Raw genomic sequence first — 22,141 nt, 5'->3', positions numbered from 1 at the left:
ACTGGATACATATTTCAGAGAATTTCTTATTTGGTGTACTATACATAGCTGCACTTCTGCACTGGGAAATACACTGTTGATGGCTGCAGGAAAGCTTTTTAGCCCATCTACACATGCAATCAGAATATCTTCTACTCCTCTTTCTTTGAGGTTATTTAGCACTTCCAACCAAAAGTTAGCTCCTTCACTTTCAGCCAAATAAAAGCCCAGGACTTCTTTTCTGCCATTTTGGTCTATGCCCAATATATTGTACATACATTTACTTACGCAATGTCCATCCTCCTTGACCTTAAAGAACATCCCATCCATAAATACTATCGGGTATACTGATTGCAGTGGACGACTACGCCATTCATTGATTATAGGCAGTAATTTGTCGGTAATACTTGATATCTCTGCTACCGATATTTTGTGATCATAAATTTCCTCAACGTGTGACGCTATATCTCTATAGCTCATACCACTGGCAAATGTGCTCAAAATCTTCGTTTCAAGCTCTGGATGTAAGCTTGTTTGCCTTTTTTTGACTATTTGCGGCTCAAAACTTCCTTCTCTATCTCTTGGCGTTAACAGCTCAAATGAACCTGCACTTGTACGTAAAGTCTTTCCATTCCTCCCATTTCTGCGATTATTTTCTTCACTTTCAGCTAATAAATGGTTTTCTATTTCACCTTCTAGACTCGCCTCCAGCAGCTTTTTTATAAATGGTGTTAATGCTCCCTCCTTTCCTGTCAACGGTCTTCCTTCTCGTATAGACGACAGGATATTTGTTTCCAACTCTTTATAATCTACCAATCCGTTAGTTCTGTTTACTACTTTTTGACTCATTGTCAAACCTCCATTTTTTTATATCAATTTATTACTTTTTTTCGGTTTGACACACTTTTTTGAACATTCCCTACAATCAGGCAATATTAGACTTACTAAAACGTTAAATCAATATCCTTCCAGTATTAACTTGGTAAGGCACTGTAACTTTGCCTGTTGATCCACTGCGATTCTTTGCAACATTTATCTCTAATTCGTTATTAGCGTCGGTTTTATAGTAACTATCTCTGTAGAGTAGTAAAACTATGTCAGCATCCTGTTCGATGCTCCCTGACTCTCTTAGGTCTGCTAATTGCGGTCTTTTGTTTTGTCTGTCTTCTACCTTACGATTTATTTGTGACAATGCTACGATAGGAACTTCAAAGTCTTTGGTAATGTTCTTTAAAGTTCTACTGATCTCTGTTACTTCAAGAGTTCTATTCTCTGTTCTTCCTGATCCTCTGAGTAACTGCAGATAGTCAATGTATATGCATTTTATGCTGTATTTATTACAAATTGATGCGATCTTTCTTCTGAGGACATTTAAATCCATATTTCCTGAGTTATCGATGAGAATATTTAAAAAGGTTATTTGATTTATTCCACGATATAAAAGATCCATATTCTGGCTCTTGAGAATGTTATTTATTGTTTCATTGACTTCAATGCTGATTATTCTGTTGATCAATTGATTTGCTGACATTTCGAGCGAGAAGAAACAGACATACTCGTGGTCATTTAGCAGCTTTGTGGCCTGCAGAGCCATATATAATGCTATTGAAGTCTTGCCAATCGAAGTACGAGCGGCAAGTACAGTGAGCTCTCCCTCTTTGAGGCCACCTGTTATCTTATCAAGCTGCTCTATTCCTGTTGTCATTCCTTCGATGTCACTCGTATTGCTGAGTAGCTTATTGATATAGTTTTTATAGTCTTTGAGATAGTCAAAGATTAACTTGACGTCCTCATCGACCCTGAGCCCTCCTTCCTGATCCATTCTTCACCTTAAACCGGAGGCTCCTCAAACTCAAGATCTTGTTTCGTCGCCTCTCCCAATGAGTTATATTATATTATATATAAATAATATAATATAACTTATAGTGGGGGGTACCCAAAAAATGGTTATTTTTGAGCTGAGCAAAGCCACCTAAGGTGAAGAATGGATCAGGAAGGAGGGCTGTATAATAATATATTTCTACAGTAAATCTAATGGTATCTTATCATAAACATCTTTTCTATATCCTACTGAAGCAGGAATTATTTTATGTTCTGCAATGTTTATACGGTACACAATACGACAATCTTTAGTTCTGAAGCTTCTATATCCTTTCAAATTACCACTTAGCGGTTTACCAACCTTGAATGGATTAAATGCAATTTCGTCTTCTATGAGTTTTTTTATTTTTTTTCTTATTTCTGGTGACAAGGGACGAAAATCTCTCTTAAAGATTTTTTCTGGGTAATCAACCTCATACTTCACAATTTATTTATGCAGATAATAGTGTATCCCAATCTACATCACCGCCTTTAATCATCTTTGCATCAGGAGAATCAGTTTCCTTGATGATTTTCGAGAGTGCGATATTTTCAATTTCACATTCGATTCCATCTATGACTAACCTTTTTGCTAACTTTTCAACTGACTCTTTGTTGAATGTAGCTAGTTGGGTGAGATTGTGGAGGGCTTTTGAGTTGAGTGTTATAACAACTTTTGAATCATCCATAAATTTTACCAAGATATACTGCTACATAAGTATACAACATTTTCCTAAAATTTTCAATAAAGAATGGATCAGCAAGGAGGGCTGTATAATGAAATATACTATGCTTATAGGAAGGTTCTAACTTTTATAGATGTATTCTCTATGCTCTATTGCAGTAATTATTACTGTACGTTCTAATTTACTTATCCTATAAACCAAACGATAATCACCAGATCGTATTCTACGATGTCCTTTGAACTCACCGAGTAATGGATCTCCTGCTTTTTCAGGAGAAAGTGTAAGACGCTCTTTTACAATTTCTTTTATCCTTGACCATATTGTCTTTGGAAGGTTTGAAATGTCTTTGTGAACTACATTTTCCTCATAGCAGATTAAATACTTATCACCAGTTGATGTCTTCATGCCTGATGAATTTTGCATTTCGAGTGTCACGTTGAATAGCAAGTTTGGCTATTGCCATATCTTCTTCATTTTCAATTGCTTCTTTTATAAACTGCTCTGCTAGCTCTTGAGCTGATTGATTCTTTACTTTAGCCAGACGAGCAAGGTCTTTTAAAACTTTTTCACTAATATTAATGCCTGAATCAGCCATAAGTTTTACCGAAATCTACCATTAATTATACAACATTTTCCTAAAATTTTCAATAAAGAATTATATTGACAGATTATGGTAGGTTGAGTATACACGGGTATTAGCTTTTGCTGATGTTAAGGAGAAATGACACAGAAGTTAATACTAAGTATAGTATTGCAAGACATTATTAGGAATAGAGAGGGTATGCCAGCCGCTGGCTACTGGATGTATTTCTATGACAAGAAGAGTCCTACAACTCTTCGTAATGCCTATTACAAAAATAAAGAAGGAAATGTCGTACCAGCACCAAATCCTCTGCAACTTGATGAAAACGGTGCATTGCCCCATAAACTCTACTACTTTGTTGACATAGATGACCCTGAAGATCGTTACATCGTAGAGCTGAAGTGCTGTTACGGCAATGCTGCAGCTCCTGAGACTGTTTTTACTGATCTCCCTTACTTTCAGGAGCAGCGCAGCGCTGATCCAACTAGCGCTATAATATCTGATAATTTGTTTATCGATGGGCAGTTTAATATTGGTTTGCAGATTGATGATAGAGGGCAGGGACCTGGCTATGTTTCACCTCTGTTTTCACAAGTGCCAATTGCTGGACTTTCATGGCAGTTTGTAAGATCTTATGCTGATTCAGTACCGATACAGGATAGAACTGACATTGATAGGGTTTTCATTAAAGATATCACTGAGGCTGAACGAATCAGTGAAGGCAATCCTCGTTTTTATTTAAATGTTATTTGTGAAAAGTCTAATGAGAAAAATTCGCCTCTCGAGAAAGCTATAGTATTTAAACATTCTAATGCCTTGTGGAATGCTATTTCTGGAACATTTAAGCTAAAGTTTTATGCTTGGAGAGGTGGTGATGATATAATCATTAATTTAGTAGCAATTCGTAATTTTGGTGCAAAATCATCAACACCGCCGAAAGTTATGTCAATCGATCAATTTTTAATTGATTCTGATACGCCAAAGGTTTATGACACTGGTTTAACTTTGCTCGACTTTGTCATACCTGCAGATATTGGTGATGATCAAAGTTTGACGTTAAAGTTTGTATTACCAACGGATCGGACATTTAATTTTAAAGCGACAAATTTTTATTGTGCAGAGGTTTCAGCACCAGTTTCATCAGTTGATTTTAAATATCCAACACAAAATTCTGATTTAGCAAAATCTAATTTATTATTTTCTTCGTTTAAAGCAAATAAATACAGCATTAATAACAATTACAATGAGCTGGTTTTTGCAATTGATGGTCTTAAGTTTGTCGATAATATCGGTGAACTAGTTTCTTATCCAAAAGGAGCAAAAGTTAATGAAGAAGAGATAAATTTAATCAAGTGCGATGGTCGTACACTTGATTCAACAGCGATTAGTCCGCTCGGCATTGAATACAAAAGACTATATGACAAGCTGGATCATGCGCCAGTGAACTTTGATATGCTGCAAACCAAAGATGTACCAAATTGGTTTAATGCGATCTCAAGCGAGCATATTAAAAGGTTTGCTCTAAATAATAAAGTTAAAGTTGCTTTCGAAGGAGACGGAGTAGTAAATGCAAAGCCTGAGGGTGATGATATTGGTCATCTGTGGCTTGAAACTACATTTCATGCCAATTCAGATATTAACTATGATTTTCAATATGTTACAGCAGCAGACAGCATAACTTGTTGCCATTCGTTTGATGTTACTACTGGTTATTCAAGTGGTATATTAGAAATAACTAATGCTCATTTGATTGTAGTAAACTTTGCGGGTTCTGATTCTAATTTTCCAAGTTATTTTCAAACTAAAAGTGGAACCAATTTAATTTCAAGTTCTATTATTAATACCTTATATAATAAGGGTATTGATAAAGTAACTGAGCAAACTAAAGCACATTATTCTATTAAGGAAGGATTTTTTTATCTGACAGTAAATCTTAATTATCAACAATCTGAATATCATTCTGGTTTACATGGATTGTTTAATCCGGTTAATTTTAGTAGTAGAGTTTATAATATTGGTTTTCCTTTAATTATACCACGAAATAGCGCTACTTTTTTGCAACCAAATGGTGCTAATGCTCCAGCTTCACAGAATTACTTTTTGTTTTCACCTTGGTTTGTAAATTCAGTGTCTTTAACACGTGGTACGAGTTTTACTGCTGGTACTTTTTCTAAACTTTTGGATTTCCAAGACGGTGTTGCTATAAATTTACCAATAAAAACATGGAGTAATCACGTTATTTACAAACAATCAGCGACGGACAAGAGAATACCAGGAAAGCCTAATGTACTGTTTGCTGAGAAAAACTCAGTAATAACCTATGCTATGCAGCATAAAGCGCTGTTTACGCAAAGATGCCTCTATGTGATCAAATTTAAAGAAGTGAAAGCAGGAGATTTTATCGGTCTTAAGACTTACAGCAATGCAAATACTGGCAACAGTTTTGATACGTTAATTTGGTGGAGTGTTGAAGGTAGTGGAAAACCACCAACTGATGTTACTGCCAGGGAATTTAAAGAAGTAAAAGCAACTAAGGAGACGACCCCAGAAGGGCTGGCAGATATGATTGCCAGTGAGATTAACAATAAGGGAACAACGATGTTCAATGTTCCAACTATTAGTGACAAAACTTATGACTACTACATTAGGTACTGACATGAAATAAAATTTTTTAACAGGAGAAAAACATGATTGAAAACAATGAAATAAACGATGATTTCTATGCAGAAAGTGTAGAAAAAACGAGAAATATTCTCGATGAGGCAATAGCCAAGGGGCATACGATCAGCGATGATGATCGTCAAACCTTAGAAATGGTGAAAGCAAATGAGCAATTTGCTGAAAAGGTTCTAAATGGTGAAGATTATCAGGATCTACAAGATTTTTGCGATACGCTAACTGTAAGTAAAGTTCGTTATATTAATGAGCAGATAGCAAAAGGTAAGAATAAAACTTCTTTTGTGAAAAAACTAGCTGATATTGCAAAAGATGATCAGTTATCCCAGGAACTCCGAAGTAAGCCACTGTCTAAATTCAAAGAAGAAGTTGGTGATTTAAAACAAGGGCTACACAAGAGCAGTAAAGCAACTGCCATACCCACTAATTACAAACATAGCAATGTGCCGAATGACTTCGAAGAAGAGTTCAAGCAAGTACAAAATTATTTTCGCACTAGGGGGTACTAATGGCTCTTGATTCAGATTCAACATATTACAGAACAACATTATTATCGCAAAGGCTTATTGAAACTGTTTTGTTTTCAAGTCCACTACTCGCTTTCACTGGTCCTGGTGCTCCTGATATGCCAAATCGCTATTCGGGACAGGATCATTTTTTAGTCCAGCCTCCTTTTATTCCCACAACAGGAGGGTTAATCGATGATGAGTTTTTCACAAGTCATGGCGACCAGAAAGCTCACAGAATTAATCAAAAAACCATGAGAATTAACTACAAGCGAGTTTCTGGCATAGCTGGGATAGATTCTGAGGATATCAAATTTTTATTTAATCTTGATAAATTTCCTTCAAATGTGCCAACAAGCATGACGTCATTTATGGAGCGTGGTGAACGTGTTTATCAAGAATTATTAATGCAGGTAGTGAAAAAAATAAATGATTATCAATATAAAACGATAGCATCACGTGGGTTCATCTGTGCTGGCTCTACTGATGACAGCATGTATGACTGTATCGAAGGGTATATACGTCAACTTATTGATTATATGATACGGGTGAATGGTGGCGTACTTCGTACTTCAAGACTAGTCGGTTCAATGCCAAATTCTGCAATTGGAGTACTCCGTACTAAATCGGGACTCAATTACACGCAAGCACCAAAAAGCGATATGTTTCTTAGTGATACTAAAAATATGCTATCACCACTAACATTTGATTGTGCTGACATTTATATTGATACATCAACTTATTTTCATAAGGCAGGTACGGCATCTAAAGCCGAATTAACAGTAAAAGAAATTGTTAAAGAGATGGATGAATATTGTTCTATGACTGTGACTTTTGGTTTTTCTGGGTCAGGAGACATAGAGGTAGATAATCGTTTCAATCCTGTCTTTAAAAAAGGAGATATCATTCAACTAGAGGGCAAAGAGTGGCTAGCACGAGATAGAGATGAAATACCATCAGGAGTGCCAATAGCGTTTACTGTAATGGAGGATAGCACGAATGCTACTGTACGGGTGTCACCAGGTATTACCTATGATGTTGATGTTCCGGACAAAGAGTATTTAATAGGCGCTAAAGCTAAGGTTGTAGGAGATCACTGCAAAGCATTCTTCTGGTGGCAACCAGCTTCAATATTTAAGATTGGACCAGTACCAGCACCTTCAACTAACAAATATCTTTACAAAGAAATATCTGCTCCGAGCGCTGCTTTTGGACCTACAAAAAATAATGCAATGTCATTTTTGGTAGAGAGCCAATATGTATTCGCTAGTGCTCCATATGAATGGGGCGAGCTAATGGCTTACATGTATACTGATTTCTTTCCGTTTTTTGTTGGCACTTTAATATTGCCACCTAAATCACCAAACCCTGAAACTTACATTAAAACGATCAAAAATCTTTCTACTGTTGATACTAAGAAAGATGACAAGAAGGAGGATAAGAAGCAAGATGAGTGATTACGACGATAGTTTTTCCAATCTACTTGTCGAAATACAAGGAATGCTCGGGATCAATTCGCGTCGTGATGCCTCTGAGCATTTAGGTACGCTTGATTTAGTAAAGAGACTCTTCTCTGAAGCTTTTGATCAACTGCATGAAAATTACTATTGGCTGGGTTCTGACGCTGTCCAGGAGATTAAGTTAGAGCCCGGCCAAACAGTTGGTGGTGGTTTTGTTTTTGATGATTGCAACAAGAAAAAGCCAGCTTTTGATGTTAATCTAACTAGCTACAAAAAATTTCATGTTGTGGAGCTGATAGACAAAAGCAGCGGATGCTCTATGCGCCCGATATCATCACTTAGAAAGGTGTGGGTGCCATCGTATATGCTACTCACCCGTGATACTTGCCGGCGAGATTAAAATTTTGCCAGAGATTAAGGTAACAACAGAATATCTCATTCATTTCAAAGATGTTGATAACAAAATAGTTGGTCTTGATGGACTAAAACGAGAATTTCTCAAATATGCCACGGCTTTTAAGCTGTCAGTACGGCTTAATATTCCACTGCCGCAGGGTTTTGCCGAGCAGTATCGTGAGATTAAAGATCGGCTGTCTGCTGGTGGCAGTGTAGGCAGCTACAGTGTTAAGGAGCCTATTTGGATTAATGATGAATTCTTTTGAAATTCCACTACTGAGAGACATCAAATATGGCCATGCTATTGATGATTTTAGCGTGGAGAACTTTTTAGCTACGCCGGAAGGTTTGCGGCTGCGACCAGCACTTTCTCCACTTTTTGAGGTTCCTTTTGCAACTGGTGATAGTATCGTTGGTTTTTACTATGGCAATGACGATACCATCTATTTGGCTAAGGTAAGTGCTGTTTTTTTACTGACAATTTATCAGATCGATCTGGCAAAAAACAAATATAAAGAGATATTTACGTTAGCAAATGTCTCTCAGGATGATCGTCCTTCGATGTGCGATTGCAATGACTACAAATTTTGGTTGATATCGGGCAAACTTTATCGCCTGGTGAATGAAACCTTTACTGAAATTGATCTGTCAAAAGGCGATATAAAACCTAAAGATATCGTAGATTTTGCGGTGATGAACTCAACTATCTACCTGCTAAGTAAGGGAGAAGTCTTCTATACTAGTGATTTCGCTGAATTTAAAAAGTGGGAAGCATTTACAATTATTTCCTATGCTGGCAAAGGAGTAGGGCTTGGTGTGATCAAAAATAATCTCTGTATCTTTACAGAAAATGGCATGGAAGTATGGTATGGACAACCAAGCAGTGATGGACTTTTTCCACTAACCAAAAGAAGAGAACTGAGTGTTCCCTATAAGCTAATCAGCAAACGTACTTTAGAAAACAATGGCACTTTTCTAATTGGTGCATTTCACTCAATCGATGGCAAGTTTGTGATTATTTGTTTTGATGGTCAGGAGATGAAAGTGCTCGACAATGCTCCTCTCTGGAAAGATAGGAGCATTATCAACTACGTGGTCAGTAGCATGTTCAACTATAACAACAATACTTACTATGTCTTGTTTTTTAATTTGCCAAATGGCAAGCCTAATGTTTCTTACTGCCTGCACCTCAGTTTAGGTATCTGGACATTACTGCGAGAACAAAACGCCAATTATCATGTCAATGTCAAGAGCAGAGTTTACTGCTTACTTGTGACGAATAACCTCAAAGTTTGCAAGACTAGTGGGGCAGGAGACATTACTTTTAATGGAGTAATAACCACGGATTATTTTCCATCATTCAAGCCTTACATCACCGAGCAATTAGCATTTTTGTATTTCTATGGAAGTGAGTCGGAAATGTTTATCGATATGTTTATTTCCTACAAGAGGGATTTTGCGCTTGAGCCAGATTATAGGGTCACAATTTTTGCCGATGAATTTGAAGAAAGCAGGGAAAAGATGATCAAACTTAATTACAACCTTTTTGGCATTAATAGTGGACTGGTACATTTCAAGTTTGAATTTAAAGAGTGCAACAGCAGTTTTTTATTAAAGAGGATCTATGGAAAAGAAAGAGTCTAACCCGGATTTAATAGCGCCACAACATCTGATAACTCATTGGGGAATGTTTTTGGAGATATTAACCGATCGCATAAACATTATGTGGAGAGAGCATTTAAAGAGGGAGAAAGATGGAAAAAGGGACGAAAAGCCTAATACGCGAAGCGATCAATAAGGAGCTAGTAAATGTAATTAACTCTCCTGATAAAGAGCAAAAGATGAAGCATTTAGAGCATGCTTTAATACTGAAACTTGGCCTGGGAGTTTGTGATGAGATCGATGGTGGTGAGCTGAAGAATCTGGTTTTTGCTCATGATAAGTTAAAAAGTGAAAGCGGTTTTACCAGAAGTGGGGAGGTTATCGATGACATTGTTGGTGAGTATAGAGGGGACTTTGAAAAATGTTAGGATTACTAAGTGGTCTTGGTAGAGGCGTATTTGAGAGCAAGTATGAGCAAAAACTTTTGCAGCGCAAACGCTTTGAAGACTGGCAAAAGCAATATGTAGAGCAACAGCTTAAAACTCAGGAACTGTCAAATGAGGAAAAGGCTTATATCTCAAATGTTCCTAGATATCAAAGAGCACTGGAGTTAGCTGGTGAAAAGCTCGGTGCCGCTGAAAATGCTCTACCTAATTCCAAATTTTCCAGACTGCTTAGTGGTGATAAAATTAATTCAATTACGGATCTTTTTAGAAACAAAGACAAACTTGATGCTCGCAATGAATTTGGCCGCTATTTAGAAGGCGAACTTCTACCTGCAATTATGCAGATAGAAGGTTTACCAATGAATGAATATTCAGTGAAGTCTTTTAAAGAAAAATTCAATGTCAATAAACTCTCAGCTGAAAGCTGGAGAAAATTCTTTGGTGAAACAAAGGAGAAACTTGAGGCTCGAGCTGGAGATATTCAAAAGAAAGTCAGAGGATTAAATGAGACGCAGCTAAGTCAGCTGATGCAAGATCCGCGAATAGAAAAAACTGTCAAGGAAGAAGCAACAAGAAAGCTCGATAGTCAGATTGAAGGTTTAGATGGTGTGAGCATTGATACCTTAATCAAACTATCAGGCAATCCTAAGATAATAGAAGAGCCACAAGAAGTAAAAAAGAATTTTCTCCGGGAAATGGGACTGCAGATAATAGCAGATATTCCTGCCGTTGCTATGGGAGCAGTGTTTGGAGCACCTTTAGGGCCTATAGGAATGTTTATAGGAGGAAGCCTTGGAGGTTTGGTTGGAGCTTTTGCTGGCACTTCTGCTGAGAGGGGAATAGCAGGTGATAAAAATCCTCTTTCTAATGCGCTTACTGACACACTGGAAGATGCACCTTTGATTGTTGCAGCCCATGGCCTTGGTGCTGGAGCAGTAAAAGGTGGAAAAGCAGTAACAAGTCTGTTTAAACAAGGCAGAGAGCCAGTGCACAATATAGTTAGCCGTGGTTTTGATACGGCAATAAAAGATGTGCCAAATATAGGAGTGAAAGATGTGGGCAGTTATTTAAAGAGTGCTGCTAAAGAAACGAATAATCCTTTTCAAAGAAAGATTATAGAAGATTTAGAAAGTAAATTTGCTGGTGAGAGTGGAAGTTATAAATCTAAGGAGTTTGCTGATATATTGTCGGGTTTGAGAGGTTCTTCTTATAAATTAGCGGAAAAACATGGCATACCAGAAAATCAAGTTAAAGAGGTTATCAGCAAACTAGAAGAACACTTTTTACCGCTCCGCGCAAATGTCAGTAAGACAATGGGACTCTTAAGTGGTGCAAGTGATGCGCTACAGGGAGGAAATATAAGAAAAGTAGCTGAGATATTTGGCGAGTTGCCACAGAAGATTGCGGTTGACAGTGGAGTGTTTACTAAGGAGCAAGTAATCAGAGGTTTTTTACTGGAAAATGCAAATGTAATTAGAAACAAGCACATAGCACCTGTTACTTCGGAGAAATTGATGGAGTTTGTTGATAAATTAGGATCGTTTGGTCAGTTATCTGCAGGAGGTGTGCGATTGCTTTTAGCAAAAATAGGTCTCAATGGTTTTTCTGATGGCAAAATTGCCAAGCTATTTGCGCAGTATTCTTTTGGTTCAGCCAAAGATCCAGTAACACGAGAATTAATGTCAGCTCTGCAAGGAAGAATCATTGAAGAGCAAGGTGGGTTTATTCTTGAGATGCTCAAGAAAGCATCGATGAGTGGTAGCAAAGTAGGAATGCGCAAATGGGCACAAGATTAGAGTATTTAACCAGACTGCGAAATAGCTGGTTTGATTATTGGAGTGGAAATATCGAGCAAGCACGGCGTCAGCATAAGTTCGTGGTTATGGGTGAGCAATATACTGAGAATGAAAAACGAGAGCTGCTGAGCATTGGTGCAGAGCCAATAGTTTTCAACGTCACATTTGCAATGGCTGAGAAGATTTTAAACACTGTGCGTGGTAAAAAGTATGATTTAGAGCTGAAAGTAAATGGTGAAAGCCCTGACCCGCAGGTGATGCAGTTCATGCACGGTTCTATCACTGATTTAATCTTTAGTCAAGATCACTATGTGGAATATAGCAAAGCGCTCAAAGAAGCGATCATCGGTGGCTATTCAGCGCTCTATATTGGTTTTGGTTACAACAATGAAGATATCGAAGATGATGAACTGACGTTTAAAATCAGGGCAATAAACGGTACAGAGAGTTTCTTTTTTGATCCACACAGTAACGAGCCCCACAAGGGCGATGGACGTTACTGTGGTATTACTCATCGCTTATATAAAACAAGCTTAGAGAAGATGGGATATGCGCAAATTGAGAGGCTCGAGTTTAAGGATAAAGACACTGTTCCTTACATTGAAGTTACTGATCTTTATCTGAAAAAGAATGATGGTATAACCTTTTATCGGTTTACGAATGAAGAAATTCTTGAAAGCAAAGAGCTATATGGCCATCGGCATCTGCCACTGGTATTTCATGGTGGCTGCTCTCACTATATTGATAATCGTGAAGTGACAAGACCACTTGGTGTGATGTGTCATTATGCGCAGAAGACCTATAACCACTGTATAGCGATGATGAACTATGGTGCTAAATACTTTCAAAATCGCTTTTTAATGCCGCAAGCAAGTGTTGCTAGTAGCAAAACGCTGCGTTTTGCTGATCCTCGTGAGATGTTACTAGAATATGCGACGGTGGATGGTATACAGCCTATTGTGATACCTCCAACTGGCTCTGATCCGAACCTCGCGGTATTAATGCAGCAGGCTCTTAGTTTATTGTCACAAATCTGGAGTGACACTACCAACATTGTTAAAGACAGCAAGTATTCATCTGCTGCTGCCTTACGTGACAAGCTGAGGGAAAATGAAGGTAGTGTCACCTCGTATTATTTCGCCCATCAAATTACGCTCAACCAAGTAGGAAATGTTCTGCTTTCCTTACTACCTTACAAATTGGCACAAGATGATGAGACTTTAAGTAGTTTAATTAATTTTAGCAGATCTACAAATGTCAAAATTAAAATAAGTGAATCTTTAGAAAAGCAGCGTGAGAAGGATAATGAACTGATGCTGAATGTTATGCAGTATCTTGGTCCAGCTAATCAGCAAATAAGTGTCGAACTCTTAGGAGAGATGCTGCTCAATCAAGACACGGTGAGCAGTAAGATTCTACGTGATAAAGTGCTGAGCATTGGCCAGCAGCAACAAGAGCAACAGATGCAGCAAGCGCAGCAGCCAAGCGAGCAGGAGATTAAATTGCTTGAGATACAGTCGAAAGAAAGAATTGCCGAGCTAAAAGCTGAGGTTGATCTTCTGGCTGAAAAGTTAGCAGTAATGCGAGAGGAGATGCGTAATGCTCATGAGGAAAAAATGCTGAGGGAGAAAAGTGGAGCTTAAGATAAAAAAATTTTCACTTGCAAAAAGAATACCTGAGAATGTTTTGAGCATTGACCTTGGTAAGAGTAATGGTTTTGCCTATGTCAGGGACGAAACACTTTATTGTGGTAGCTACGTTTTAGGCGTAGAAAAATGGAAACTGGAGGGAGAAATATTGCGCCAGATTAGTTATGAATATCAGGGAGTGATTGCGCTTTTACTTCACGGCAATCCACAGCTTGATTTAGTGCTGCTTGAGGACAATCAGTATTTTTTTAAGCAAAAATACATCAAAGGTAGCCATATGTCGTATTACAAAAAATTGCAGATTATCGCCGAAGGACTGTTTTGTTTGCACTGGAAGGGCAAAGTAAAACGCTATTTTGGTGGCGCACTTAAAATGAGATGTTTTGGCACAGCCCGTAAGGAGATTGTCAAAGAACGTATTAAAAAAATGCTCAATGTTTCCCGGCTATGCGATCACACAGCAGATAGCATAGCTGGACTCTTTGCTGGTGTAAAAAGGGAGGAATAATGTTTGGAGATTTGTTTGACTGGCTTTTTGGTAGCTCTAAAGCTAATCGTCAGTTTGAAAATAATATTGCGATGCAAAAGGGATTATATGATCGCTATATGGAGAATCTTGGCGGTCTTGGAAAGGGTATTGCAGATCCCGGAGGATTTATCAATAAAATAGCGTCGCAATATAAAGAAAGTCCTTATCAGCAGTTCATCAGCAATCAAATGAATACCGCGCTGGGCAATAACTTAAGGGCAAGTGGACTTGATCGCTCAAGTTATGGTTTGTCTAAAGTTGCAAGTTTAAACTCTGACCTTGCCTCTAAGGGTTTAAATGATTTTATCGGTTCATCTTTAGGCGGACTGCAAGGTCTTATAGGCGCGCATGGTCTTGGTGCACAGATTAGTCAGAACTTAGGTGGTAGTTACACTTCTTACGGCAAAGCGATAAATGATCGCTGGGCGATTATCAATCAAATGTTAGGCGGACTTGGTGAAGGTATTGGTAAGGTTGCAATGATGCTTTAGGTACCAATACTCTAGGTATTGGTACCTGTACCTATATTAAGATTAATATTTTCTATTAAAAAATTAAAGAAATCAAGTGTTAAATCAAGAAGATATTATTTTATGCCGCAAAGACTTTGGTTTCTTTGCGTTTCAAGGCATGCTGCGAGTATTTAACATTAGACTCAATTTAAAGAGAGAGGATGGTAGTAAAAACTATCTGTGGCTGCTGTTTAGCAGTGTTAATCGTTTGGTGTTTGAAAAAGCACACAGCCAATGGTGGAACATACCACCACGTTGTGCTAAAACCACGCTCGGTTTCATCTTTCATGTAGCTTTTGCCCTTGGCAACAATCCAAGGGCAAAATTCATGTACATCACTCATCAAAGGGATTTAATGCGTGAGAAGATGAATGAACTGCACATTGTTCTTGAGTCGCCATTTTATCGGCAAGTTTTTCCAAATGTAAAGATTGTTGGGCGCAGAAGTACGCGAGTAATAAGAACCAAGGAAGGAGGTTTTGTTAATGGCTTTTCAATATCAGGACATGTAACTGGTACTGGAGCTGGAGATAGCTCGCTTGATTTTGATGAAGGTCGAAAGTACGGTGGCTGCATTATTCTTGATGATCTACACGATGCAAGCTGCGCTTATAGTCGCGTGTCACTAATCAGTGCCTGTCAGAAGTTTGAGCAGTGCATAACCTCGAGGCGTAACACTGCTGACACACCATTTTTGGTGATTGGGCAGAGAATTAGTGTTTACGATATCTTTGGCTATTTGGATAAGAAGTCAGAGAGGCAGTTTGAAAAGATCATCATTCCAGCAGTGCTCGAAGATGGCACCAGTATTGATGAAAACAGACTACCGATGGAGGAGCTAAGAATTAAGGAAAAAGCAGAGCCTTATGTTTATCAGTCGCAATACATGCAAGATCCTCCAGAGCCAAAATGGCAAATATTTAATGAAAAATATTTTCAAAAGATTGATTTTGCTTATGAAAAGATTGGTGAAAAAGATCTAGTAGCATTTATCGATCTCAACAGTGGTTCGCTCAAAACACTTGATAGAACAGCGGTGGGAGTGTTTCAGCCGTTCTTTACGAAGAGTGAGTTTGCACATCAGCCAAAAAGGTGTGGAGTATGGGTGGACTTGTTGGCAAGAAAGCTTGATCCAGCAACGGTTGAACACGATATTCATGAGTTTCTAAGTAAATACGAGCATAGGCTGCACGCAATAGTCGTAGAAGAACATGGCATAGGCTTTAAGGTAATAGCAGATCTGAGAACACTGCTGCCAAATACATTAATTTTAGGCTCAAGAAGAACCAGGTCAAAGATGGAAGTGTTTCAATCTTGTAGTCAGTTTGTCGAGCAAGGTCATATCTTTCTTGAGCAAGGAGAAAAAGATTTTCATTATTTGATATTTGATGAATTTGAAAAGATTCATACTGAAACTGAATTTACCGATGATATAGCTGATGTGTTAAGTGAGTTCATCATGTGGTTTCCTGAAAGAAATCGTCTGGGAATACCTTGTCCTGAGGATATGTATAACCATAAAGTGTTAAAGAATGGCGCTGTCTCTGTGCGAGCAAAAGCCCCTTTTTCTTGTTTGAGTGTTTGTGATCTTTAGTTATTCACAGAATTGTTGGTAATTCGGTGAATAAACCACTTTTTCTTGTTTGTGACATACTGACACATTGACATACTGACACATTGACATCATAGTGAGGTTAAAGCTCGAAGGTCTTCTATGTTGATAGTTGTTGGTGGTCAAAAAGGTGGTTGTGGTAAAACAACCATAGCTACAAATATAACAACGATGCGTGTTATCAAAAAAGTGGATGTTCTTCTCTATGATATTGATCCACAAAGAACAGCTACTCTATGGGCCTCTCGTAGAGATGAGAATGCGGACTTACCAAGAGTTAGTAGTAGTCAAAAAGTCCTAGACAAACGAACGATTAATGTTGGTACAGTAATTAGAAATGAATTACGAGCTTTACAGTCGAAATATCAAGATATTGTTGTTGACGCAGGTGGTGCTGATAATGAAGCGTTAAGAGCTGCTTTATCATTAGCTGACTTAGCTATATTTCCTATTGTTCCTTCTGAGTTTGATATGTGGACATTTGAAACTCTGAGCAACTTAGTTGCTAGTGTTCCAGGGAATCTAAGCGCAAAAGTGTTACTTAATAGAGTGAGTACTAATCCAGTTACAGCTAAAAAAGAAATCGAAGACTGTGATGATTTCTTAAGTGATTTTAATAACCTAACTAGGTGCGATAATGTCTTAAGTGAACGAGTTGCAGTTCGACGTGCCTCTGGCAAAGGTATGGCCATCATTGAATATAAACCAGCTGATATAAAAGCAATTGAGGAAATGGAGTCTGTTTACAAAGAGGTTTTAAATGTCCAATAAACGGATTCCTAAGGTTTCAGAAAGTAGATTAGATGAAACTCCTAGTAATTCTGCAGTAGGTTATACAAGAGATGATCAATGGGCAAATGCTTTCATTAAGAAAATGGAGCAAACGCATCGACTGACGGTAAGATTGCCGCTTAATTTGCATCAGGAATTAAGAAAAATAGCATTTGAAACCAAAACTAGTAGCACTGCTATCATAGTAGAAGCAGTAAGAAAATACTTAAACTGTGAATAACCTCTCTATAACTCTTTCTTCCTTTATAAGAATATTATAGGGGTACTTTCGACTTTTATAATAAGAATATACTATAAAAACTATAATATATACTTTTATATATTGTATTGTGTATAACTTTTATAAAATGAAAGAAAAATGAAAGGATTTCACTCTACTATTTTTTAAGTAAGAACATTTTCCTAATACTAAAACTAATATAATCGTCGCACTTTTCGTTGTTTTTTTCAATTAGGCACGATGGGGGTCACTTTCGGGTGAAACTTTAACATTTTCAGTCTTGTTCAGGGTGGTCCAACCCCTTTGCACAGTTTGTCGTAATCCTTCAGAACATCAAATGGGTTTTCTCTGATAAGAGCAAGGATATGACGTACCTCCCTCATTGTTTTCTTTCTGTTTTTTACGTATTTCTTTGTGAATAAAAACGAAAAATGCCGGCGCGCGATCGAGAAAAAGTCTTTTTCCGTGTCGACACCAATTTTGATCATTCTCTCTTTAAACCTGTTGAAAAGGAGTTTAAGCCGCCGCTCCAGCTCTTTTCTGATGTATATTTCAAGCGCAGCTCCTCCTCGCTCGCTCAGCAGCCTGATGCGATAGAGATTGGATCCCTGGACCGTTCTGAAAGTGTGGTATACTTCCTCCGGCGTTGCTCCTCCTCTAAGCAATTTTTCTTCTCTCTCTTCACTGGTGTTTTTTATTATCAAATCGATGTGGTGGTCGACTTTTTCTTTCATGCTCATCTTGCTGTATAAATGCTCATCGTACGTTACAAAGAGATTTTTGACATATACCATTATTGGTCTAATTTCGATGTGATTCTTGAACTTTTCGAGAACTTTTTCTATTACTTCTTCTCTAATCGAAAGCACATCCGGCGCTTTTGACGTTTTTAAATCGCGAAATTTTTCTTTTACCACTTTCACAAAGTATCTTTCTGCTTCTTTCTGCGCTCTACTTGCATAGATTTTCTTTGCTTTGTGCGGATTGAAAGCCTCTGAAAGATAGGTTCTATGCTCCGGAGGAACAGAAGTGCCATTTTTAAACCATCTTACTTCCTCATTTTTCATGACTTGTAGTAGTTCACTGCCAGTAAGACGCGTCTCATCGTCAAAAGTTCGAGTTGGAAGTTTGCGCTCAACTGACTTTTCTCGCGCTTTTATTCTCCTTGCAGAATTGATTTGCGCCTGCACATGTTTGCTATTGACGTTAACTATGTGTATGCTGCCACGTATGCTGAAGTTGTGATGTACACGATAATGAGAAGTCAAGCTTTTTTTTTCTTGACTCTTTTTTTCGTTTTGGTACTCTTTATTTTGATGCCTCTGATATTTTTTCATGGGTTCTAGTAGTTTTTTTGTTGGCGCTTGAATTCTACTAAAGTTTCAAATAAGTGTAAAGGGCAGAAATGCCCTTTACACAAATTCCCTGAAATTTTAAGCTTGTTGTCTACTAGAAATATGGCAAATTCTATATCACGTAAAGCATATTAATTTTCATAAAAGATTCATGTTCTAGGCTTGACTTTGCATAGTCCGTAATGTCATAATTTATTATGGCATAAATACGGGGGTTATTATGTTAAGTAATTTAAGAAGTTGGATTTGGTCTAGCAAAAAGAAGTTTGGGGAAACTATAATACCATTTTTCCCTAATAAAGGTGTGAATAAAAATTCCAATATAGCTGAAATACCACCTGGTAATACACATGGCTACCACTTTTCAGATAAAGATTCGTGGGAGAAATTTTCTTCTAATTATTTAGATGTCGACATGCTGAGCAATGGCAGATTATATGATATGAATTATCGTAAATGTCCTATGATTACAGGATTTGTTACGGATGAAGTGAAAAAAGAAGTATTAAGAAAAATAAAAGATAGCGGTTTAAAACTCAAATTTTTATGTCTTGAACAACATGTAGATGAAGATAAAGTTGCTTTTCCTTCCATAAGGCTTGAGTGGCTTGAAGGTAAAAAAGAAATCAACTTACTAGACTTTTTGAATAATGATTCATGCAATGAACTAGGTATTAAAACAATTACTCTTTGCTCCCCTGACGACGATAAGACAAGAGGAGTGCGTTTAACACTTTGTGAAGATGGGACGAGAATATATGAAGTGGCTCATGGTTCATATGAGATGAATTTAACGTGGTGTGTTGAAGGAAAAGAATGTAAGATCAAAGTTCTCGTTCATGCCGACAAGCCTGTAGAATTCATTGAAAGAAATAGTGTTACTGAAGAACAGTTGCAAGCAAATACAGAGGTAGTTTTAGGTCCTCAAAGTAAAGCAAAGCCTTTGTATGAAGCGTTAGCATCACAATTGCAACAAGAAAGTTCTGAGGAAGTAAAAGTTTTATCAGAAGGAGCTAATAAAGTAGAGGATTTTGTAGCAAAAAGTCCAGAAGCAAAGTCTGTGCTCAAGGAGTTAGGTTCACAGATGCAGCAAGAAAAATACCCTGAGAAAGAGTTAGAGCAATTAGGAGGTTCATGGGGAAGGCTTTTACCGCATATGCCAGATCCGACTAAATGGGATATTTCAGAAGTTGTGGATCAACTTGGAGGTCCTTCTACAGATTTAAGAGAAGTGAAAAATACATTGTTACTTAAAAAAGGTTTGATATCTGAGAAAACACTAAATCAACTGGGGTAGTACTTGTCAAGTTGCTAAATTATTGTATTTTATTATAATTTAAAGAGGTTAATTATGCAAGATTTAAGAAAAAGACAAAACACTGTTTCTTGTGCTAATCAGGGATCTGTTAAGACACAAGAAGAAAAAAATGTGAAGCTTGTTATTGAAGGTAAGCTTTCTCTTAGAGAGCTAGAACAGTTAGGGGGTTCACTACCTTCTTCATTCGTGAATTCAAGCACATACTTTGCTTTACAGGCTTCGAGTCAGTTGAAATAGTTTGTTTCTAACAATAGGGATCTCTTCTGAATTTTTAGAAGAGATCTTTATTGAAAATTTCAGGAAAATGTTGTATAATTACTCATAAACTTCGGTAAAATTTATGGCAGATTCAAGGATTAATGTAACCTTTGATACAGAAACCTCACAACACCTTATTGAGCTGGCTAAGGCTACTAAGCAGTCTGTTCAAAAGTTAGCAGGAAAGCTGGTCAAAGAAGCGATCGAGCTTGAAGCAGAAGACATTGCATTTTCTAAAATTATTAGAGAATTAAGTGATGATGATGCAGAAGAAATAGAAGATAGTGAAGACATCTGGAAATAAACGTTATACTATCAAATATCTCAAACATGTTGTTAAGAGGAATTTACCTTCCTTACCAGAAGACATCAAGCCAAGTATTAAAGACGCAATAAAAGAATATCTTGAGACTGATCCTATTGGTAACGGTGTATCATTACGCAATAGATTAAAGGGACATAGAAGAATAAAAGTTGCTAGTAATTATCGTATCGTCTACCGTGTAGATACTGCAAAACGTATAGTAACTGTTGTTTCAATAGGACATAGAGATAACATTTACAATCAGGGAATGTTCAAAAAAGTGTGTCAAGCCGCATTTTTAGTTCAACTCAATTTTCAACCTATCTGGAAAGAAAATATCAAGTTGAGACATAGTTAAAGCCCAATTAGGGAGAGCCATAATCCACTTTTGCTCTACCTTTTTTATAGCACAATATACCTGTTTGTACAAGGCATTTGTACTAGTAAATGAACCCTTAGTTTTAGTAAATTTCCTGATTTGTCTATGCAACCCCTCAATTGGATTAGTGGTGTAAATCAGCTTCCTAACTGGCCCAGAATACTTAAAATAACTGGATAAGTTTTCCCAATTGTTCTGCCAGGATTTTATAACTAAAGGATACTTTTCTCCCCATTTTCCTTCCAGCTCAAGCAGATAATTCTCAGCAATTTCTTTACTTGAAGCACGATATATTTTTTTCAGATCATTCATGAAAACTTTCACATCTTTACTGGATACATATTTCAGAGAATTTCTTATTTGGTGTACTATACATAGCTGCACTTCTGCACTGGGAAATACACTGTTGATGGCTGCAGGAAAGCTTTTTAGCCCATCTACACATGCAATCAGAATATCTTCTACTCCTCTTTCTTTGAGGTTATTTAGCACTTCCAACCAAAAGTTAGCTCCTTCACTTTCAGCCAAATAAAAGCCCAGGACTTCTTTTCTGCCATTTTGGTCTATGCCCAATATATTGTACATACATTTACTTACGCAATGTCCATCCTCCTTGACCTTAAAGAACATCCCATCCATAAATACTATCGGGTATACTGATTGCAGTGGACGACTACGCCATTCATTGATTATAGGCAGTAATTTGTCGGTAATACTTGATATCTCTGCTACCGATATTTTGTGATCATAAATTTCCTCAACGTGTGACGCTATATCTCTATAGCTCATACCACTGGCAAATGTGCTCAAAATCTTCGTTTCAAGCTCTGGATGTAAGCTTGTTTGCCTTTTTTTGACTATTTGCGGCTCAAAACTTCCTTCTCTATCTCTTGGCGTTAACAGCTCAAATGAACCTGCACTTGTACGTAAAGTCTTTCCATTCCTCCCATTTCTGCGATTATTTTCTTCACTTTCAGCTAATAAATGGTTTTCTATTTCACCTTCTAGACTCGCCTCCAGCAGCTTTTTTATAAATGGTGTTAATGCTCCCTCCTTTCCTGTCAACGGTCTTCCTTCTCGTATAGACGACAGGATATTTGTTTCCAACTCTTTATAATCTACCAATCCGTTAGTTCTGTTTACTACTTTTTGACTCATTGTCAAACCTCCATTTTTAAATTGATATAAATTACTTTTTTTCGGTTTGACACACTTTTTTGAAC

At 37.4% G+C, this 22,141-nt stretch carries 26 protein-coding genes; 18 read left to right on the top strand and 8 right to left on the bottom strand.

The window, feature by feature from the left end:
- From Wcon_RS04480 to Wcon_RS04455, 6 genes are all read right to left on the bottom strand, one after another.
- Positions 1–828 (bottom strand): IS256 family transposase (locus Wcon_RS04480; protein WP_114516781.1); only part of this gene is annotated, 828 nt, incomplete at its 3' end.
- Between the two features lie 103 nt (positions 829–931).
- Positions 932–1,801, bottom strand: a complete 870-nt coding sequence (locus tag Wcon_RS04475) for a replicative DNA helicase (RefSeq protein WP_237350035.1) — start codon at positions 1,799–1,801, stop codon at positions 932–934.
- A gap of 198 nt (positions 1,802–1,999) precedes the next feature.
- Positions 2,000–2,284 carry a type II toxin-antitoxin system RelE family toxin gene (locus Wcon_RS04470; protein ID WP_179947484.1) on the bottom strand — a complete coding sequence of 95 codons (285 nt, stop codon included), beginning with the start codon at positions 2,282–2,284 and terminating at the stop codon, positions 2,000–2,002.
- 7 nt (positions 2,285–2,291) lie between these two features.
- Positions 2,292–2,528, bottom strand: coding sequence for a hypothetical protein (locus Wcon_RS04465; protein ID WP_114517364.1), 237 nt, complete (start codon positions 2,526–2,528; stop codon positions 2,292–2,294).
- Between the two features lie 117 nt (positions 2,529–2,645).
- A complete protein-coding gene (locus tag Wcon_RS04460; protein WP_237350034.1) occupies positions 2,646–2,948 on the bottom strand; it encodes a type II toxin-antitoxin system RelE family toxin in 303 nt (100 codons plus the stop codon).
- Entirely contained in the window at positions 2,911–3,120 is a 210-nt protein-coding gene (locus Wcon_RS04455; RefSeq protein ID WP_114517362.1) for a hypothetical protein, read from the bottom strand. The genes Wcon_RS04460 and Wcon_RS04455 overlap by 38 nt, the downstream gene beginning before the upstream one ends.
- A gap of 126 nt (positions 3,121–3,246) precedes the next feature.
- Here Wcon_RS04455 and Wcon_RS04450 point away from each other — a divergent pair, with 126 nt between their 5' ends.
- The 14 genes from Wcon_RS04450 (at position 3,247) to Wcon_RS04385 (ending at position 17,304) form a co-directional block, all read left to right on the top strand.
- On the top strand, positions 3,247–5,763 hold the full coding sequence (locus tag Wcon_RS04450) for a hypothetical protein (RefSeq protein WP_114517361.1): 2,517 nt from the start codon (positions 3,247–3,249) through the stop codon (positions 5,761–5,763).
- Between the two features lie 32 nt (positions 5,764–5,795).
- On the top strand, positions 5,796–6,293 hold the full coding sequence (locus Wcon_RS04445; protein WP_114517360.1) for a hypothetical protein: 498 nt from the start codon (positions 5,796–5,798) through the stop codon (positions 6,291–6,293).
- Positions 6,293–7,747, top strand: a complete 1,455-nt coding sequence (locus Wcon_RS04440) for a hypothetical protein (RefSeq protein WP_114517359.1) — start codon at positions 6,293–6,295, stop codon at positions 7,745–7,747. Before Wcon_RS04445 ends, Wcon_RS04440 begins: the two co-directional genes overlap by 1 nt.
- The gene (locus Wcon_RS04435; protein ID WP_147269148.1) at positions 7,713–8,150 is read left to right on the top strand and encodes a hypothetical protein; all 438 of its coding nucleotides are present in this window, start codon (positions 7,713–7,715) and stop codon (positions 8,148–8,150) included. The genes Wcon_RS04440 and Wcon_RS04435 overlap by 35 nt, the downstream gene beginning before the upstream one ends.
- Positions 8,151–8,154: 4 nt before the next feature.
- The gene (locus tag Wcon_RS04430) at positions 8,155–8,412 is read left to right on the top strand and encodes a hypothetical protein (protein ID WP_147269147.1); all 258 of its coding nucleotides are present in this window, start codon (positions 8,155–8,157) and stop codon (positions 8,410–8,412) included.
- On the top strand, positions 8,399–9,790 hold the full coding sequence (locus Wcon_RS04425) for a hypothetical protein (RefSeq protein WP_114517356.1): 1,392 nt from the start codon (positions 8,399–8,401) through the stop codon (positions 9,788–9,790). The genes Wcon_RS04430 and Wcon_RS04425 overlap by 14 nt, the downstream gene beginning before the upstream one ends.
- A gap of 110 nt (positions 9,791–9,900) precedes the next feature.
- Positions 9,901–10,176 (top strand): hypothetical protein, encoded by a 276-nt coding sequence (locus tag Wcon_RS04420; protein WP_114517355.1) that lies wholly within the window; start codon positions 9,901–9,903, stop codon positions 10,174–10,176.
- On the top strand, positions 10,170–11,990 hold the full coding sequence (locus tag Wcon_RS04415; protein WP_114517354.1) for a hypothetical protein: 1,821 nt from the start codon (positions 10,170–10,172) through the stop codon (positions 11,988–11,990). Before Wcon_RS04420 ends, Wcon_RS04415 begins: the two co-directional genes overlap by 7 nt.
- Entirely contained in the window at positions 11,975–13,633 is a 1,659-nt protein-coding gene (locus Wcon_RS04410; RefSeq protein ID WP_114517353.1) for a portal protein, read from the top strand. Before Wcon_RS04415 ends, Wcon_RS04410 begins: the two co-directional genes overlap by 16 nt.
- Positions 13,623–14,147, top strand: coding sequence for a hypothetical protein (locus Wcon_RS04405; RefSeq protein WP_114517352.1), 525 nt, complete (start codon positions 13,623–13,625; stop codon positions 14,145–14,147). Before Wcon_RS04410 ends, Wcon_RS04405 begins: the two co-directional genes overlap by 11 nt.
- On the top strand, positions 14,147–14,659 hold the full coding sequence (locus tag Wcon_RS04400) for a hypothetical protein (RefSeq protein WP_114517351.1): 513 nt from the start codon (positions 14,147–14,149) through the stop codon (positions 14,657–14,659). The genes Wcon_RS04405 and Wcon_RS04400 overlap by 1 nt, the downstream gene beginning before the upstream one ends.
- 76 nt (positions 14,660–14,735) lie before the next feature.
- Positions 14,736–16,274 (top strand): hypothetical protein, encoded by a 1,539-nt coding sequence (locus Wcon_RS04395; RefSeq protein WP_114517350.1) that lies wholly within the window; start codon positions 14,736–14,738, stop codon positions 16,272–16,274.
- 120 nt (positions 16,275–16,394) lie between these two features.
- Positions 16,395–17,063 (top strand): AAA family ATPase, encoded by a 669-nt coding sequence (locus Wcon_RS04390; RefSeq protein WP_114517349.1) that lies wholly within the window; start codon positions 16,395–16,397, stop codon positions 17,061–17,063.
- On the top strand, positions 17,053–17,304 hold the full coding sequence (locus Wcon_RS04385; RefSeq protein ID WP_114517348.1) for a ribbon-helix-helix domain-containing protein: 252 nt from the start codon (positions 17,053–17,055) through the stop codon (positions 17,302–17,304). Before Wcon_RS04390 ends, Wcon_RS04385 begins: the two co-directional genes overlap by 11 nt.
- 284 nt (positions 17,305–17,588) lie before the next feature.
- Here Wcon_RS04385 and Wcon_RS04380 read toward each other — a convergent pair whose 3' ends face one another.
- Positions 17,589–18,641, bottom strand: a complete 1,053-nt coding sequence (locus Wcon_RS04380; RefSeq protein ID WP_114517347.1) for a hypothetical protein — start codon at positions 18,639–18,641, stop codon at positions 17,589–17,591.
- Between the two features lie 238 nt (positions 18,642–18,879).
- Between Wcon_RS04380 and Wcon_RS04375 the strand changes: the two genes are divergently transcribed.
- From Wcon_RS04375 to Wcon_RS04360, 4 genes are all read left to right on the top strand, one after another.
- Complete coding sequence (locus Wcon_RS04375; RefSeq protein WP_114517346.1) at positions 18,880–19,956, top strand: hypothetical protein; 1,077 nt, start codon at positions 18,880–18,882, stop codon at positions 19,954–19,956.
- 54 nt (positions 19,957–20,010) lie between these two features.
- On the top strand, positions 20,011–20,214 hold the full coding sequence (locus tag Wcon_RS04370; protein ID WP_114517345.1) for a hypothetical protein: 204 nt from the start codon (positions 20,011–20,013) through the stop codon (positions 20,212–20,214).
- Positions 20,215–20,317: 103 nt separating this feature from the next.
- Positions 20,318–20,539 carry a hypothetical protein gene (locus tag Wcon_RS04365; protein ID WP_007301853.1) on the top strand — a complete coding sequence of 74 codons (222 nt, stop codon included), beginning with the start codon at positions 20,318–20,320 and terminating at the stop codon, positions 20,537–20,539.
- Positions 20,520–20,897 (top strand): type II toxin-antitoxin system RelE family toxin, encoded by a 378-nt coding sequence (locus tag Wcon_RS04360; RefSeq protein ID WP_237350033.1) that lies wholly within the window; start codon positions 20,520–20,522, stop codon positions 20,895–20,897. Before Wcon_RS04365 ends, Wcon_RS04360 begins: the two co-directional genes overlap by 20 nt.
- Here the strand turns inward: Wcon_RS04360 and Wcon_RS04355 are convergent.
- Positions 20,838–22,076, bottom strand: a complete 1,239-nt coding sequence (locus tag Wcon_RS04355) for an IS256 family transposase (protein WP_114516979.1) — start codon at positions 22,074–22,076, stop codon at positions 20,838–20,840. The genes Wcon_RS04360 and Wcon_RS04355 overlap by 60 nt on opposite strands.
- Positions 22,077–22,141: the final 65 nt, after the last annotated feature.

The sequence above is a fragment of the Wolbachia endosymbiont of Cylisticus convexus genome, assembly GCF_003344345.1.
This window is presented reverse-complemented; position numbering and strand designations above follow the sequence as displayed.

Bases quoted from the DNA above. Each gene is read 5' to 3' on its own strand.
- Wcon_RS04370 (WP_114517345.1), top strand. From the start codon at position 20,011: ATGCAAGATTTAAGAAAAAGACAAAACACTGTTTCTTGTGCTAATCAG.
- Wcon_RS04380 (WP_114517347.1), bottom strand. From the start codon at position 18,641: ATGAAAAAATATCAGAGGCATCAAAATAAAGAGTACCAAAACGAAAAA.
- Wcon_RS04390 (WP_114517349.1), top strand. From the start codon at position 16,395: ATGTTGATAGTTGTTGGTGGTCAAAAAGGTGGTTGTGGTAAAACAACC.
- Wcon_RS04420 (WP_114517355.1), top strand. From the start codon at position 9,901: ATGGAAAAAGGGACGAAAAGCCTAATACGCGAAGCGATCAATAAGGAG.
- Wcon_RS04385 (WP_114517348.1), top strand. From the start codon at position 17,053: ATGTCCAATAAACGGATTCCTAAGGTTTCAGAAAGTAGATTAGATGAA.
- Wcon_RS04465 (WP_114517364.1), bottom strand. From the start codon at position 2,528: ATGGATGATTCAAAAGTTGTTATAACACTCAACTCAAAAGCCCTCCAC.
- Wcon_RS04355 (WP_114516979.1), bottom strand. From the start codon at position 22,076: ATGAGTCAAAAAGTAGTAAACAGAACTAACGGATTGGTAGATTATAAA.
- Wcon_RS04435 (WP_147269148.1), top strand. From the start codon at position 7,713: ATGACAAGAAGGAGGATAAGAAGCAAGATGAGTGATTACGACGATAGT.
- Wcon_RS04425 (WP_114517356.1), top strand. From the start codon at position 8,399: ATGAATTCTTTTGAAATTCCACTACTGAGAGACATCAAATATGGCCAT.
- Wcon_RS04410 (WP_114517353.1), top strand. From the start codon at position 11,975: ATGGGCACAAGATTAGAGTATTTAACCAGACTGCGAAATAGCTGGTTT.
- Wcon_RS04375 (WP_114517346.1), top strand. From the start codon at position 18,880: ATGTTAAGTAATTTAAGAAGTTGGATTTGGTCTAGCAAAAAGAAGTTT.
- Wcon_RS04445 (WP_114517360.1), top strand. From the start codon at position 5,796: ATGATTGAAAACAATGAAATAAACGATGATTTCTATGCAGAAAGTGTA.
- Wcon_RS04455 (WP_114517362.1), bottom strand. From the start codon at position 3,120: ATGGCTGATTCAGGCATTAATATTAGTGAAAAAGTTTTAAAAGACCTT.
- Wcon_RS04415 (WP_114517354.1), top strand. From the start codon at position 10,170: ATGTTAGGATTACTAAGTGGTCTTGGTAGAGGCGTATTTGAGAGCAAG.
- Wcon_RS04460 (WP_237350034.1), bottom strand. From the start codon at position 2,948: ATGCAAAATTCATCAGGCATGAAGACATCAACTGGTGATAAGTATTTA.
- Wcon_RS04400 (WP_114517351.1), top strand. From the start codon at position 14,147: ATGTTTGGAGATTTGTTTGACTGGCTTTTTGGTAGCTCTAAAGCTAAT.
- Wcon_RS04440 (WP_114517359.1), top strand. From the start codon at position 6,293: ATGGCTCTTGATTCAGATTCAACATATTACAGAACAACATTATTATCG.
- Wcon_RS04475 (WP_237350035.1), bottom strand. From the start codon at position 1,801: ATGGATCAGGAAGGAGGGCTCAGGGTCGATGAGGACGTCAAGTTAATC.
- Wcon_RS04450 (WP_114517361.1), top strand. From the start codon at position 3,247: ATGACACAGAAGTTAATACTAAGTATAGTATTGCAAGACATTATTAGG.
- Wcon_RS04365 (WP_007301853.1), top strand. From the start codon at position 20,318: ATGGCAGATTCAAGGATTAATGTAACCTTTGATACAGAAACCTCACAA.